12 protein-coding genes are annotated in these 14,394 nt (G+C 55.9%); 5 read left to right on the top strand and 7 right to left on the bottom strand.

Translation table 11 applies throughout. The features are described 5' to 3' along the window. Positions 1-71 precede the first annotated feature (71 nt). Genes JIN85_RS11680 through JIN85_RS11660 form a run of 5 tightly spaced genes read right to left on the bottom strand, consistent with a single transcriptional unit; the run spans position 72 to position 6,087 of the window. Complete coding sequence (locus JIN85_RS11680; protein ID WP_200270868.1) at positions 72-884, bottom strand: ABC transporter ATP-binding protein; 813 nt, start codon at positions 882-884, stop codon at positions 72-74. Further along, positions 881-1,978 carry a FecCD family ABC transporter permease gene (locus JIN85_RS11675; protein ID WP_200270866.1) on the bottom strand — a complete coding sequence of 366 codons (1,098 nt, stop codon included), beginning with the start codon at positions 1,976-1,978 and terminating at the stop codon, positions 881-883. Before JIN85_RS11675 ends, JIN85_RS11680 begins: the two co-directional genes overlap by 4 nt. After that, entirely contained in the window at positions 1,965-3,176 is a 1,212-nt protein-coding gene (locus JIN85_RS11670; RefSeq protein ID WP_200270864.1) for an ABC transporter substrate-binding protein, read from the bottom strand. Before JIN85_RS11670 ends, JIN85_RS11675 begins: the two co-directional genes overlap by 14 nt. Positions 3,177-3,196: 20 nt before the next feature. Further along, positions 3,197-3,970, bottom strand: a complete 774-nt coding sequence (locus JIN85_RS11665; RefSeq protein ID WP_200270862.1) for a class I SAM-dependent methyltransferase — start codon at positions 3,968-3,970, stop codon at positions 3,197-3,199. Next, positions 3,952-6,087, bottom strand: coding sequence for a TonB-dependent siderophore receptor (locus JIN85_RS11660; RefSeq protein ID WP_200270860.1), 2,136 nt, complete (start codon positions 6,085-6,087; stop codon positions 3,952-3,954). Before JIN85_RS11660 ends, JIN85_RS11665 begins: the two co-directional genes overlap by 19 nt. Before the next feature lie 97 nt (positions 6,088-6,184). Between JIN85_RS11660 and JIN85_RS11655 the strand changes: the two genes are divergently transcribed. The 3 genes from JIN85_RS11655 to JIN85_RS11645 are packed head-to-tail and all read left to right on the top strand — an operon-like array spanning position 6,185 to position 10,844. Then, entirely contained in the window at positions 6,185-7,468 is a 1,284-nt protein-coding gene (locus tag JIN85_RS11655) for an MFS transporter (protein ID WP_200270858.1), read from the top strand. 37 nt (positions 7,469-7,505) lie between these two features. Continuing rightward, positions 7,506-10,253 (top strand): isoleucine--tRNA ligase, encoded by a 2,748-nt coding sequence (gene ileS / locus JIN85_RS11650; protein WP_200270856.1) that lies wholly within the window; start codon positions 7,506-7,508, stop codon positions 10,251-10,253. 12 nt (positions 10,254-10,265) lie between these two features. Then, positions 10,266-10,844 (top strand): signal peptidase II, encoded by a 579-nt coding sequence (locus JIN85_RS11645; protein ID WP_200270854.1) that lies wholly within the window; start codon positions 10,266-10,268, stop codon positions 10,842-10,844. A gap of 50 nt (positions 10,845-10,894) precedes the next feature. Here the strand turns inward: JIN85_RS11645 and JIN85_RS11640 are convergent, their stop codons facing one another. Then, on the bottom strand, positions 10,895-11,779 hold the full coding sequence (locus JIN85_RS11640; RefSeq protein ID WP_200270852.1) for an undecaprenyl-diphosphate phosphatase: 885 nt from the start codon (positions 11,777-11,779) through the stop codon (positions 10,895-10,897). Here JIN85_RS11640 and JIN85_RS11635 point away from each other — a divergent pair. Next, positions 11,765-12,424 (top strand): DUF2062 domain-containing protein, encoded by a 660-nt coding sequence (locus JIN85_RS11635; RefSeq protein ID WP_200270850.1) that lies wholly within the window; start codon positions 11,765-11,767, stop codon positions 12,422-12,424. The genes JIN85_RS11640 and JIN85_RS11635 overlap by 15 nt on opposite strands. On the opposite strand, the gene JIN85_RS11630 is transcribed toward JIN85_RS11635, so the two are convergent. Next, positions 12,375-13,160, bottom strand: coding sequence for a TPM domain-containing protein (locus JIN85_RS11630; protein ID WP_200270848.1), 786 nt, complete (start codon positions 13,158-13,160; stop codon positions 12,375-12,377). The two genes, JIN85_RS11635 and JIN85_RS11630, sit on opposite strands and share 50 nt — an antisense overlap. Positions 13,161-13,314: 154 nt before the next feature. On the opposite strand from JIN85_RS11630, the gene recA reads away from it, so the two are divergent. After that, positions 13,315-14,358 carry a recombinase RecA gene (recA, locus tag JIN85_RS11625; protein WP_200270846.1) on the top strand — a complete coding sequence of 348 codons (1,044 nt, stop codon included), beginning with the start codon at positions 13,315-13,317 and terminating at the stop codon, positions 14,356-14,358. Positions 14,359-14,394: the final 36 nt, after the last annotated feature.

Raw genomic sequence — 14,394 nt, 5'->3', positions numbered from 1 at the left:
GAATTATTCTAATTCAATTTTTAGGAAAATTCAGAAATCCGATGACGGCGCTACAAGCCACACTCCGTCCGCTAATGCTGAACTTTCCCGATCGGCAGGCATTGCAGCCAACCTTGGTCGCTGTGGAAAATTTGAGCTTCGATTTCGAAAACCTCGCGTAGCCGCGCTGGCGTCAAGATCGACACCGGCGGCCCCTCGGCCACGATTTTCCCCTGTTGCATCACAATCAGATGATCGGCGTAGCGGGCGGCGAGATTGAGATCGTGCAAGACCAGAACGATTGTTTTGCCGTGCTCTCGATTCAATCTGACCATGAGCTCCATCAATTCGAATTGATGCGACAGATCGAGGAAGGTCGTCGGTTCGTCTAAAAACAGATATTGAGGCTGCTGGGCCAGAGCCATCGCAATCCACACCAACTGGCGTTGTCCGCCACTCAATCCGGAAACCGGACGATGCCGTAAATCCGTTAGATCCGTCAACCGGAGCGCCAGCTCGATCGCCTCCAAATCATTTTCCGAAAGTCCTTGGAGAAATCCACAATGCGAATATCGGCCGTGACGCACCAAGTCTTCCACCAGGATTTCTCCCGGGACAGGATGCTCTTGAAACAATATGCCCAGCCGATGCGCCAACTCACGCACTGGCAATTGCCGCAGATCGCCGCCGTCCAAGATCACCCGGCCCGCCTCGGGGTTAAGCTGTCTTGCCAGCGTTTTGAGCAACGTGCTTTTGCCTGATCCATTGGGCCCGATCATGGCCGTGATCTTGCCTTCGGGAATTTGCAAGGTCGTCCCATCCAGAATCCATGGCAGTCTCCGATCATAGCGCACCGCCAACTTCTCCGCAGACAATCCGCGTGAGTCTGTTTCGGGAGGCTTCATAGTTTCCCGATTTCCGGACGCCGCCGCATGATGTAAAGAAAGAATCCACCGCCAAGGCACCCCGTGATGATCCCCACGGGCAATTGCATCGGCTGCACCAACAAGCGCGCGCCTGCGTCCGCGCAAACTAGAAGCGCTGGTCCTGAAAATAAGCAACCGATCAACAACCGCCGGTGCGTTCCGCCTACCAAATTTCTCACCACATGCGGAACAATCAGTCCGACGAAGCCGATCAACCCGGCGACTGCCACGGCGGAACCTGCGGCGATAATCGCATTCGCCGACAGCCAGAAGCGCACCCATTCCACCCGCATGCCAAGGCTGCGCGCCGCAGGATCACCGAGCTGCAGCACATCCAATTGCCGGGTTGTTAGAAGCGCGATCATACTGCTCACCAAAGTCCAAGGCGCAATTTGCCGGACTTGCTGCCAGCCGACTCCAGTGAGAGAACCGGTCGTCCAAGCGAGCGCGTTTTGCACCACACTGATTTCCTTCGCCATCAGAAATAATCCGGTCTGGATCGACCCCGCGATCGCAGCCACCACCACGCCGGCCAGAACCAATCGAACCGGACTGGTTCCGCGATTCCAGGCAATCGCATACACGATCAGAAAGGCCAAACCTCCGCCCAACATCGCCATGACCGGCAAAAGTGGCGCGAGCATGGGAAAGAGCACCAGAATCAGGATCACCGCCAGTCCCGCGCCGGAACTCACGCCTAACAAAAACGGACTCGCCATTTCATTGCGCGTCACCGCCTGCAAGATCGATCCCGAAACACTCAAGTTGATCCCCACAAAAACCGCCACCAACACTCGAGGAAGCCGCACATTCCAAACGATCAAAGTCTCAGTGGTCAGCGCCCGGGTTGACTCGAGCCCCACGGCAGAAGCTCCCGCATCGCCTAACAAAAAGTGCCCCAAGGTCGTCGGAGATTTCCAAACTTGGGGATCAAAGATCGCGGCAAATGCCCGTTGCCAGGTCATGCCAAAGGAACCGGCCGTCAGCTGGATCAACGCGAAAATGACGATGACCAGCATCGAGACCCCGATCACCCAAGCGAGCGCATAACGGCGTTGCTCATTGCTTCGCATGATCCAACTCCGTTTGCTTTTTCAGGATCCGGACGACTTCATCGCGATCAAAGAGTTGTTCGGACTTTGGATACAGGTGATCCTTGCGAAACTCGCCGAAGAGCGTCGGATAGATTTGCTTGGCCGCCATTTCCAGTTGGAACAGATAGAAAATCGGCCCCTGCAGTGGAGTTCCGCCCGGGTAGACGCGACCGTTTTTGAAAGCATTCACCCGGCCTAACAATGGATCATCCTTCAACGCCTGCATCCGCTCAAAATTCATCGCTGCCGATCCGGAATTGATGGCGAATGGCATGATCAGCACATCGGGATTCATCGACAGCAAGCCTTCAGCATCCAGTGGTGTGCCTACCGGCCCTTGCGAGCCGCCGTAGGCACGATCCGCGATCGAAGCAAACGCATCTCGCACTCCCAGCTCGCGATATTGAACTTGCCCGAACCCTTCATTCGCCAGGCTGTAAATGGTGTATTTCCCATTGTTATAATAAACCAAACCCACGCGCGGCCGTTCGGATTCTGGAGGGAGTTTCGCCTGGATGGATGCGACCATCCGATCGCCAACTTGCTTGAGAAGCTGGATCGCACCGGTTCTCTGATAGACCTCGCCGATCTTTTCCGAAAGTGACCAAAGGTCATAATACTCATACGGTTCGGCTCCCGGATAGTGATGATCCCGGCTATAGCGGTTTGCCAAAAACGGCCCGACGTTTGCGGCGATCTCATCGACATCGCGCTCGCTCCATCCCCGGCTTGCTGCCAGCTGCAGGGGGTCGATGTGATGAACATCCGCCCTTAACGCATAGAGCAATTCTTTATCAAACATGCCACCTCCAGGAGTGGATAGATAAGTCAATGCATGTTGGCGATCTGCCGGCTGATAGCCGCTGAGCGCGTGATAGAAGCCATCGTAATCATTATCCTGATAACCGGTAGCCACGAGTTTGCGATCTTCACCAAGTGCCACCAGCATGTCATTGTAGTTGGCATCCATCGTCACGACTCGCTCTGGCACCCGATCAAAATGAACCTTGCCGGTGGGTGACAAATCAACGTCGTAACCCGAGGCGCTCATCCCACGATCCTTGGTCCGCCAAGGCGCATCGCCCTCACCCCGATTGATCAGCAGTGTCGTCAAACCGGCGAGCGCGACCAAGGCGATGGCAGCGATGCACAAAATCTGTTTCAGCTTTAGCGACACGACCTGTTAGAAATCAAAGTTCATTTCCTCCCAACCAGAACGTAGGGGATCGAGGTGGAGAGACTTTCATTTCGGGTGCGATACTCTTCCCGAACCTCAAGAAGATCCTCCATGGGCAAGGAAGTGATATCACGCAGCCCTGCCGCCTCCATCACCACCCGGACATGCGATTCCTTGTGATCGAGGAACGGCAATTGGCTCAGTGCGTTTTTATAATTCTCGTCCGGCTCCCATCGCGGTCTGATTTCCTGTTTCGACGGCTGGTGTTTTTCGCCCGGCGGCATGGTATGCCCCACGATCACGAGTAATCCACCAGGCTGCAGCAAATCAACCCACTGCCGAACCGCATAGCCCGGATGCGGCAGCGTGAAGAGCACAAAGCGGGTGGAGATGACGCTGAATTGCTCACCCTCAAACGGCAATGATTCCGCATCGCCTTCCACGAAAGTCGCACGCACGCCGCGTTCGGAGGCGATGCGCCGGGCCATCGCAATCATGGCGGGAGAAAAATCCACCCCGGTCACTGCGAATCCAAGTTCCGCCCACATCAACGCCAGAGTTCCCGGACCGGAACCCACATCTAACAACGGCCCTGGAGGGACATTGTCAGTGGCTTGATGGAGCAAATTCTTCCAGGCTTCTCGACATTCCGGATCGAGAAACTCCGCATTCAACCCGGCGCTCACCCAACCCTCCACACGTTGTGGATTGTTCCAGCCGCGCTGAAACACGGCCTTGAGTTCAGCGGCGCTGAGAGTCGCCACCGGATCAGATTTCAAAACGTCAGGCTGCATTTGACATAAGCGGCGCAAGGGGTTCCAGGCTGCACACTGGCGGTGCTGAATGCGGATTCATAGTATTCGGTATCGAACAAGTTGAGCACATTCAGCTGAAGCTTCAGTTGCTTGCCATCGTTCAGATTCCTGCGATACCACATCGCGGTGTCGAATCTCGCATAGCCAGCCAGATCGAAAGTATTGTTATTATCAACCGGTCTGGAACTGACGGCAAAAATACCCGCACCCACGCCGAAGTTTTCCAACGGTCCGGAGGTGAAATCATATTTCAGCCACAAACTTCCCGATTGCAGGGGAACGCCAGCGAACCTCGCACCAACCGGCAGGCTTGAGGAATCGAGCACCTCCGTGTCGGTGTAAGAATAACTCGCGATCAACTGAAGATTCCGGGTGAGTTGACCCAGCATATCCAGTTCGAATCCTTGGCTGCGGAGCTCACCGCCATTCACGCTGAAACCGGTGTGATCCGGATCAGAAACCGGCACGTTGTCCTTGGTGATCTGATAAACCGAGCTGGTGATCGCCAACCGGTCATCCAGCAGAGACAGCTTCACACCGGCCTCGTATTGCAAGCCGGTGGTCGGATCGATCGAATTGCCATTGTAATCGAGGCTACCTCCCGCGGTATTGGGATTGAAGGAGCGGCAAACATTCGTGTAGGTCGTCAGCCAAGGTGTTAGATCATAAGCAACGCCGAAACGCCCGGTGTATCCGGTGTCGTATTGGTTGAATTCTCTACCATCAGAAAAACGACGGTAAAACTGATCGATGTAATCCACCCGCCCCCCTAACAGGACATGCAGCCGGTCATCCAAGGCGTCCATTTGCTCCTGGATGTATCCACCCAAGGATTTCGTCAGCGTCTTTTGATCCGCATAGCCTTCGACGAAATTGTAAGGACCCGTCGGATAGACCGGATTCGTGGCATCGATCACCGGCAATGCCGCGGTGACGCGGTGATAGTTATAATCATTCACATCACCTTGAATCCCGGCGATGAACTGATGCTTGGTTGGGCCGACGTCGAATTTATAAATGCCGTCGACTAAAAAGTTATACTGCCAGTTATCAAATTCGGAAGCATCCAGGTAATTATTAACCGTTCCAGAAACGGACCCGGGCGACCACCGGATGGCATCATTCTCCGCTTCGAAGTTATGCACCAACACCTTCCCGCGCAGGGTCAGATCCTGATTGAGATCGTGTTCCAGCTGCAGGCTATACACAAAATCCTCGATATCCTGTGTCGTATGACCGAATCCGGCGAGGTTGCGATAGATTGAGCCCGTTGGCTTGCCATCGCTGGTGAAGACCACGCCATTGTCGTGCGGACGTTCCAGATCCTGATACCACAACCAGGTCGTCAACCGGGTCTGCGGCGAGATATTCCAAGTGAATGACGGCGAGAAAAAGGTCGATTGATTGTGCAGGAAATCGCGGAATGATTCCTGATCCTGATAATCGCCAGCGATCCTCAAAGCCGCGTCATCCCCAATCGGCGAGTTCATGACAAATCCGGCCTGATAATAATCGTAGCTGCCATATTCGGCATACACTTCGTTCTTCTGAGTGGCCGTCGCCACCTGGGGCATCACGTTGATCAACCCACCCGGCTCGATCGCGCCATAAAGTGACGACGCAGGGCCTTTCAACACTTCCACCCTGCTGACTCCCGCCAGATTCATCGGCGCCATGGTGTAGAGGTTCACGCCATCCAGCGATGCCAGCTGGGAAAAGCCACGGATCATGGAATTCTCAAACTGAATCCCCAGGCCCTCCGTCTTCACGGCGGAAACCCCGCTGACATTTCGATAAACATCCTTCAATCGGAACACCCCCTGATCGACGAAAACCGAGCGCGGGATGACCTGAACGGAAACCGGGGTTTTCGCAATTGGCGTGTCGCTGCGCGTTGCGGTGCTTGCCTCTTTGACGGGATAGCTCTCGTCTTGTTTCTCGGCGGTCACCACCAGGGTTTTGAGCGCATCCGGACTCGAAACCTCCTGTGCGCCACCTGTTTGGATCAACAAACAAGATCCAACGCCACCGACTACAGCGGCAAGGGACGGTTTCAACGAACGGAAGCTCAATATCTGGCGGGTTTTCGGTTTCATGACAAATCTGACTCCGATTGAGGCGAAGCAATTGGAGTCATAGGCAAAAAATTCGAGACTCCAAGAATTTCGTCGATGAAATGTCGGTATCCACGCTATGCCTCGGCCCGTCGCCATGCTCGCCCGCTTTTCACTTTATGGCTTTCTCAAGAACCTCCGGTTCTTTGATGCATTCCTGCTGTTGGCATTGCGCGAGCGAGGAATCGATTTCCTGGGCATCGGCGGCTTGATCGCGGTTCGAGAAGTTGCCAGTCACCTCAGCCAGATCCCCTCAGGCGCCTTGGCCGATGCCTTCGGCCGCCGTCGCTGCATGGTCGTCAGCATGGCCTGTTACGTCATCTCCTACCTCGCACTCGGGCTATCTGCCCAGTCCTGGCTACTGGTTTTTGCGATGGTTTTCTACGGCACTGCCGACGCTTTCCGCGATGGCACTCACAAAACCTTGATCTACACGTGGCTGCGCCAACAAGGACGTGAAAACGAGCGAACCAAGATTTACGGCTACACCCGATCCTGGTCAAAAATGGGCTCCGCGCTTTCATCCCTGATTGCTGCCGTGCTGGTTTTCATCACCGGAAATTTCTCCACGGTGTTCCTGCTCAGTGCCATCCCAGCATTTCTGAATCTGATCAACCTCGCCACCTATCCAGCATCGCTCGATGCCGGAATTGCACCCGGCGGCGGTCTGAAACAAGCCTACCGCCACCTGGTCGATGGCTTCAAGGAGGTGATCTCCCGAAGTTCGGTGCGTCGCTTGGTCATGGATAGCATCGCATTCGAAGGCGGCTATCCAGTGGTGAAGGATTACCTGCAAATCGTGGTGCAGGCATCGGTCATCGCCCTACCGCTAGGACTTTCTCTCAGCGGCGAGCAGCGGACTGCGGTTTTCAGCGGACTTTCCTACGCGGTGTTGCATTTTCTCGCCAGCAAGGCGTCGAAATCGGCACATCGTTTTGAATCCTCCAGCGGTGGAGTCGAGCCGGCCATCGATCGCATCTTTCTCCTTTCCATCGCCTCCATGATGATTCTCGGCTTGGCTCTGGTCACTGGCGTCGGCTGGCTGGCGATCTCGATTTTCATCTTTCTCGGCATTCTTCAGAACCTCTGGCGCCCGATCCACATCGGCAGATTCGATCGCGATGGCAACGAAAGCCGGGCGGCGACCACCCTCAGCATTGAGTCCCAAGCCAGCTCTTTAGTCGCAGCCATTTGGGCACCGCTGATCGGATTTTTCATCGATCGGCTCAGTCAGGGAGAGAAAACCGCCCCGCTGGATGCATTGTGGCCGGTGACTTTGGTCGCCATTCCGCTGATCCTCGCCTGGGTCTGGAGGCGATTCCGCGGAAATCCCATTGCAAACGCGGACATTCCCCGTGGTTGACCCGGTCCGCCGTGGTTGCTAGCGTCCGCGCCCCGTCATGAGCGCCGCCGCCCCGAACTACAAAGACACGCTGACCCTGCCGCAAACGACATTTCCGATGCGCGGGGACTTGGTGAAGAACGAACCGAAACGCCTTGAGCGTTGGGAAAACGACGGACTTTACGAAAAAATTATTGCCCGCCGCCGCAGTCAAAATGCGCCGGAATTCATCCTCCATGACGGCCCTCCGTTCGCCAACGGCGACGTCCACATGGGCACCGCACTGAACAAAGTGCTTAAGGATCTGGTGGTTAAATCCAAGACCATGGCCGGATTCACCGCGCCATTTATCCCCGGCTGGGATTGTCACGGCCTGCCGATCGAATTCAAAGTCGTCAAGGAAGCCGCCGGTCTTGAGCCGGGCGAAATCCGCCGCCGTTGCACCGAATTCGCCAGCAAATTCATCGACATCCAGCGCGCCTCATTCCGCCGTCTTGGCGTGTTCGGCGACTGGCAAAACCCGTATTTGACGATGAATCCCGGCTACGAAGCCGATATTCTCCGAGTTTTTGCGAAGCTCGTCGAAGGCGGCTGCGTTTACCAATCGAAGAAGCCGGTCCAGTGGTCCTACGGCGCGCAAACCGCTCTGGCTGAAGCCGAAGTGGAATACCACGACAAGCAAAGCCCGGCCATTTTCGTCAAATTCCCGCTGCAAGCCGGCGAAGCGGTTTCGCCTGCGTTGGCGGACGCCTCGATGGTCATCTGGACCACCACCCCATGGACCTTGCCGTCCAACCTCGGCATCGCGCTGCATCCGGAATTCACTTACATCATCGGCAAATTCCTTAAGGACGATCAGGTCGAAACCTTGGTCATCGTCCCCGAATTGGTCGAGCTGTTCGCTGAAAAAACCGGCTTTGCCCTGGCGGAGACACTCGGAGAAATCAAAGGCCGCGAATTTGAAGGATTGCTCGCGCAACATCCTTTCCTTGAGCGAACTTCAAAACTGATCCTCGCCAATTTCGTCACCACCGACGCGGGAACCGGCGCGGTTCACATCGCCCCAGGACACGGCGCGGACGACTACGTCGCCGGCCAACAAAACGGCCTGGGCGTGCTTTCCCCGGTCGATGACGAAGGCAACTACACCGACGAAGTCGGCATGCCGGAACTGGTCGGCCGCCACGTTTTCAAATCGAACGAGCGCATCATCGAAATCCTCACGGACAAAGGCATGCTGCTCGGCCAGGAAGTCTATAGCCACTCCTACCCGTATTGCTGGCGCTCAAAAACGCCGATCATTTTCCGCGCGGTGGAGCAATTCTTCATCTCGCTGGAAACCCTTCGCGGTCAAGCACTCACCGAAATCGACAAGGTCGAGTGGCTGCCTGCATGGGGTCGCAATCGCATCTACGGAACCGTCGAATCCCGGCCTGACTGGTGCATCTCACGCCAGCGCACCTGGGGCGTACCATTGCCGGTTTTCTTCGACCAGGACAACAAGGCCATCCTTTCCGCCGAGCTTGCGTGCAAGATCGCCGATCTGGTGGAAAAAGAAGGCACCAACCTCTGGTTCGAGAAATCCGACGCCGAACTCGCCGCGCTTCTCGGTCTGCCGGAAGGCGTGAAAAAATGCCGCGACACGCTGGACGTCTGGATCGATTCCGGCTGCTCGCACGTCGCCGTGCTGGAACAAAATTCCCAGCTGCACGCACCGGCCGATCTTTATCTTGAGGCGACCGACCAGCACCGCGGTTGGTTCCAGAGCTCGTTGATGCTCAGCACTGCCTACCGCGGCAGCGCACCTTACAAATCGGTGATGACCCACGGGTTCGTGGTCGATAAGGACAAGAAAAAGCTCTCCAAATCCGAAGCGGAAAAAGCCGGCAAGCCGATCGATGCCGCGCATTTCTACAACCAATACGGCGCCGACATCGTGCGCCTCTGGGTGTCGTCGGTGGACTGGCAAAACGAAGTGCCGTTCGGCGAGGAATTGTTCAAGCAGGTCGCGGAACCCTACCGCCGCCTGCGCAACACGCTGCGGATTCTGCTCGGCAACCTCGATGGATTCGATCCGGCAACCGCGCCTGCCGAACCGGCCTACACTTTGCTGGACCGTTGGATTCTCGAGCGTCTGCACGAGGTGGTTGCTGAGTGCCGCAAGGCCTACGAAACCTACGAATTCCGCAAGGTATTCAACTCGCTGAACCAGTTCTGCACCGCCGATCTTTCCGCGATCTACATCGACGCACTGAAAGACCGGATGTATTGCGACGCACCGAGTTCACCGCGCCGGATCGCTTCGCAAGCGGCGATGCATGAGGTTTTCGTCGCGTTGTCGAAACTGCTGGCACCGATTCTCGCTTACACCGCTGACGAGGCCTGGGAGCATGCGACTTTCACCGAGGGAACCATCCACGAACAGGATTTCCCGGAGCCGAATCCAAAATTCGCGCCAGGCGATGCGATCCAGAAGGTCGAGCGGCTTTTTGAAATCAAGAGTGCGATCCAGACCGCGATCGAATCGCAAATCCAGGCCAAGGCGTTCACCCGCAACAATGAGGCGGATGTGACGCTGACGATCCCAGCCGATGAGCCGCTGCTCGATCTGCTGAACGATCGCGATTTCGCCACCGAGTTCTTCATCGTCGCCGAGCTGAAAACGGTCGCTGGCGATGAGCTATCGGCCACTGCCCGCAAGACCGAACTCCAGCTTTGCCCACGCTGCCGCAAGCATGAGCCACTGCTGGAAAGCGGACTTTGTGAGCGTTGCGACGATGTCATTTCTGGCCGAGTAGTTGCTTAACCAATCCGCCCCATGTCCTTCCCAAAATTATTTCTGGCGATCACCCTCCCGCTCTACGTTGTCGATCAGATAACGAAGTTTTGGACGGTCAACCATCTATCTCCTTACGACGGCCAGGGGATCGTCATTGCGGAAGGATTCTTCAAATGGATTCGTGTTCATAACCAGGGCGTTGCCTTCGGCTTCGGCAACGGCAGCGCCTGGGCTCCGATCGTTTTCCTGTTCGTCCCGATCATCGCGATTTCAGCGATCGCGTTTTTTTGGAAACGGGGCGCGTTCCATTTGCTGATTTCGAAAATTGCCGTGGCCTTATTGATCAGCGGCATTTTCGGCAATCTCACGGATCGATTGGTCCAAGGCTTCCGCTTGCCGGAAATGCAGGGTGCCAGCTTCTGGAGCAAACTATCAGCCGGCTACGTGGTGGATTTCATCTCCATCAAGCTGCCGTTCTACGACAAAATCGTCCCAGCCAGCGGTGGCTGGTGGCCGACTTTCAATGTTGCCGATTCCTGCATCTGCACGGCCGCATGCTTGCTGTTCATCGGCGGCCTGTATGAGGAAACGAAAAAGAAAAAGGCGGGATTAGCGTAATCCGCTTACCCCGCCTTATTTGAATTCAGAAATTTCGAAGCCGGAAATCCTCAGGCTGAGAAAACCCCGCTGGCGACCAAACCGCCGATCAGCAGTCCGATCGCGATGCGATACCAGCCAAAGAGGGTGAGGCCGTGGCTTTGGAGGTAGCTTACCAACCATTTCACCGCAATCGCCGCCGAAACCGCAGCAGCCACAATGCCGATCAATAACGGCACCGTGCCGTAGTGTTCCCACATCAACTTGGTGCCGCCGAAGAGCGTATCATATTGGCCGCCAAAACCATCCACCTTCCAGACCGCCTTCTTCACGGTCGCGGCAGTCAAGGTCAACACGCCGAGCAGGAACGAGTATTCCACCGCAGCCCGCAGCGATAAGCCGACCAGCACGCCTCCGACGATCGTCATCAGGCTTCGGCTGGTGCCAGGCCACATGGCCACGCATTGCATCAGGCCGATGATCACCGCCATCTTCCAGGTGAGATCGATCAAATCCTTCCCGCCGCCGACCGCCGGGTGTTTTTTACGCCACCAGCTGGTTCCAAGAATCGCAGCTCCGCCGACAATCAGGGCGAAAATGATCGGCCAGAGGGAGAACAGTTTTTCTTCGATCCAGTCATTGAAAAGCATGCCCAAAATCGCCGCCGGTATGAACCCGGCGATGATCGCGATTGCCAATTTCAAGCCTTCCGGGTCCTTCCCCAGAACGCCCATGATCATCTGCAGAACTCGCTTGTAATAAAGTCCGAGCACCGCGAGAATCGCGCCACCCTGAATGCAGATGGCGAATGCATCCGCCGCCATTTTGTCTAAAGAATCGACCGTTCCGATGCCCATCAATCGCTGGGCCACCACCAAATGGCCGGTTGAACTGACGGGAAGATACTCGGTAATGCCTTCAATAATACCGAGGAGAAATGCTTGCCAAGGTTCCATGTTCAAGATGCGGCAAGACTGTTAGGAGAAATTAACTACGGCAAGGTATTTACGGTTGATTCGTGCGAATCCCGGACAAAACGTAGCGGCATCAAGATCACCTTGAAAATTCGGTATCTGAGGTTGGTGCGGAGAACATTCCGCGCCTTGCGCCACCGTCGCCTCCGCAATCTCGCTTGGTGGCGAACCCTCACCAGGCCGTTATTCAATCGCAACCTCTGGGTCCCCTGCCGGGACACCGTCGCCAGCGGCATCGCCATCGGCTTGTTTTTCTCGATGATGCCGATCCCGTTCCAGACGATTCCATCCGCCCTGATCGCGATGAAGGCGAAGGCAAATGTCCCTTTTGCCGTCGCCGCTTGCTGGATCACCAATCCACTGACCATTCCGTTTGTCTTTTCAGCGCAATTCAAGCTCGGTCAATGGATGCACGATAGCCTCAACGTGCCGAAACCTCCATTTCTGGGACCAAAAGCGGCTGACTTCACGCTCGGATTTCTCACCAGCGGGGTGCTGCTAGCCCTATGCGCTTACCCATTGGTCCATTTGTTCTCCGCCCTGCTGCCCCAGCACCTGCCGGTTCGCAAAAGCCGCCTCAACGCGGAAGATCGTCGGCAGCGCCGCCGTCAAAGCGACGCGAGCTAACCATGCCGCCCCCATACGGCGCCCCCAATCGCTCCGGCACCTCCATTTCCGGAAAATGAAACTGCTGGGGTGCATCAATTCCCAACCGCCGCACCAACCACACCAAGGCAAATGCAGCGAGCGCCAGCACGGATATCCCGCCGATCGCCATGAGCCAGAGTCGGAAAGCCCGCCATTTGGGCGGCGGCTGCTCCAAACTCTGAAAATACCGCTCATACTTGGTGACCAGGCTTTGCACCAGATTCTCCAAAGACACCTCCGCTGCCTCGGATCGATCAAATCCGTTCCACTCATCCCACAGTATCTTTGTCGTCTCATACGACGGCACCAGCTGTTTGAGAAAATCCGGATCTTCGGCGACTTCGGAATCGCGGCCAAATCCCAGAATTTTCGTGTCTCTCTGGAAAACCACCACCAGACCATTTCCCTTCGGCAGCCATGCCCGATAGAGCTTCATCGCCCGTTCGCCTGGATTCCCCTCCGAATCCAAAACCGTCTCGATCACCACGTAAATTTTGAACCCATGGCGTTGTTCAAGACCTCGCACCAGATCGGAAATCCTCCTAAGCCCCTCTGGATTTCGGGTATACAACCCGGCTTCATCCAAGACCCCGAAGGCTGGAGGTTGCGGCAAATCCTCCTGGTCAATCCACGATGGTGCCTCTTGCCCGTAGCAGGAAATTCCCGCCACCAGCATCATCAACCATCCGAAAAACCAAGCCTTCCAACGTTTCACCGGTGGCAACTATCCCCACCCACAGCAGGACTTGGCAAGCCGCGATTGCGCGAATCCCAACACTGTTGGTTGAGGCACTTTTTTGTTCGAGAGAACATCTTTTTATTGCTAATTTCCCACATCCTGAAATGCTCTAATCAACACAAGATCCCTTATGGCCGCCAAATCTACCGAAGACACCGCAGCAGACAAAGTTGCAGAAGCACGCAAGCGCAACCTCGACCTCGCCATCTCCAGCATTCAGAAGGAATTCGGCGAAGCTGCCATCATGCGCATGGGGGACGGCCACCGAGTGGACGTGGATGTCATCCCGACCGGCAACCTGCTGATCGACCGGGCTCTGGGCGTAGGCGGTTTCCCACGCGGCCGTATCGTCGAAGTGTTCGGCCCTGAATCCTCCGGTAAAACCACTCTCACACTCACTGCGATCGCCCAGGCGCAGAAAAAAGGCGGCCTTGCCGCTTTCATCGACGTGGAACACGCGCTCGATCCTCAATATGCGAAGAAACTTGGCGTCAATATCGACGACCTTCTCGTTTCCCAGCCCTCCTCCGGTGAAGAAGCCCTGCAAATCTGCGAAGCCTTGGTGCGCTCCAATGCCATCGACGTGATCGTTCTCGATTCGGTCGCCGCATTGGTGACCAAACAAGAACTCGATGGCGAAATCGGCGACTCCACCGTCGGTGCCCAGGCCCGCCTCATGAGCGCCGCGATGCGGAAACTCACCGCGCTCATTTCCAAGGCCCGCACCGTCTGCATTTTCACCAACCAGATCCGTGAAAAAATCGGCGTCATGTTTGGTAACCCGGAAACCACCCCTGGTGGCCGCGCCCTGAAATTCTTCTCATCGGTTCGGATCGACATCCGCCGCATCGGTCAAATCAAAGCAACCGATGGCTCCGTCACCGGTAGCCGGACCAAAATCAAAATCGTCAAAAACAAGGTTGCCCCTCCATTCACCGAGGCAGAATTCGACATCGTCTATAACGAAGGCATTTCGAATACCGGCTCATTGCTCGACCTGGCCCTGGAGCTTGAGATCGTGCAAAAACGTGGTTCGTGGTTCTCCTATAACGGCAACCAACTGGCCCAAGGCCGCGATGCCGCAAAAGACGCCCTCAAGAACGATGAGGCGCTTTATCAGGAAATCGAGACCAAGGTGAAAGAAGGCCTCGAGAACAGTAAGAAGAAGAAGTGAGAAAAGCGCAAAGTGCCGAGTGATCCGATGGCGGTA

The organism is Luteolibacter pohnpeiensis (assembly GCF_016595435.1).
Lineage (GTDB): Bacteria > Verrucomicrobiota > Verrucomicrobiia > Verrucomicrobiales > Akkermansiaceae > Luteolibacter > Luteolibacter pohnpeiensis.
Note: the sequence above shows the minus strand (reverse complement) of the source record. Positions and strands in the feature narration are given on the sequence as shown.

What these genes read in the sequence shown, in the direction of transcription:
- JIN85_RS11645 (WP_200270854.1), top strand. Translation starts at nt 10,266, where the DNA reads ATGTCCTTCCCAAAATTATTTCTGGCGATCACCCTCCCGCTCTACGTT.
- JIN85_RS11665 (WP_200270862.1), bottom strand. Translation starts at nt 3,970, where the DNA reads ATGCAGCCTGACGTTTTGAAATCTGATCCGGTGGCGACTCTCAGCGCC.
- JIN85_RS11675 (WP_200270866.1), bottom strand. Translation starts at nt 1,978, where the DNA reads ATGCGAAGCAATGAGCAACGCCGTTATGCGCTCGCTTGGGTGATCGGG.
- ileS (WP_200270856.1), top strand. Translation starts at nt 7,506, where the DNA reads ATGAGCGCCGCCGCCCCGAACTACAAAGACACGCTGACCCTGCCGCAA.
- recA (WP_200270846.1), top strand. Translation starts at nt 13,315, where the DNA reads ATGGCCGCCAAATCTACCGAAGACACCGCAGCAGACAAAGTTGCAGAA.
- JIN85_RS11680 (WP_200270868.1), bottom strand. Translation starts at nt 884, where the DNA reads ATGAAGCCTCCCGAAACAGACTCACGCGGATTGTCTGCGGAGAAGTTG.
- JIN85_RS11655 (WP_200270858.1), top strand. Translation starts at nt 6,185, where the DNA reads ATGCCTCGGCCCGTCGCCATGCTCGCCCGCTTTTCACTTTATGGCTTT.
- JIN85_RS11640 (WP_200270852.1), bottom strand. Translation starts at nt 11,779, where the DNA reads ATGGAACCTTGGCAAGCATTTCTCCTCGGTATTATTGAAGGCATTACC.
- JIN85_RS11660 (WP_200270860.1), bottom strand. Translation starts at nt 6,087, where the DNA reads ATGAAACCGAAAACCCGCCAGATATTGAGCTTCCGTTCGTTGAAACCG.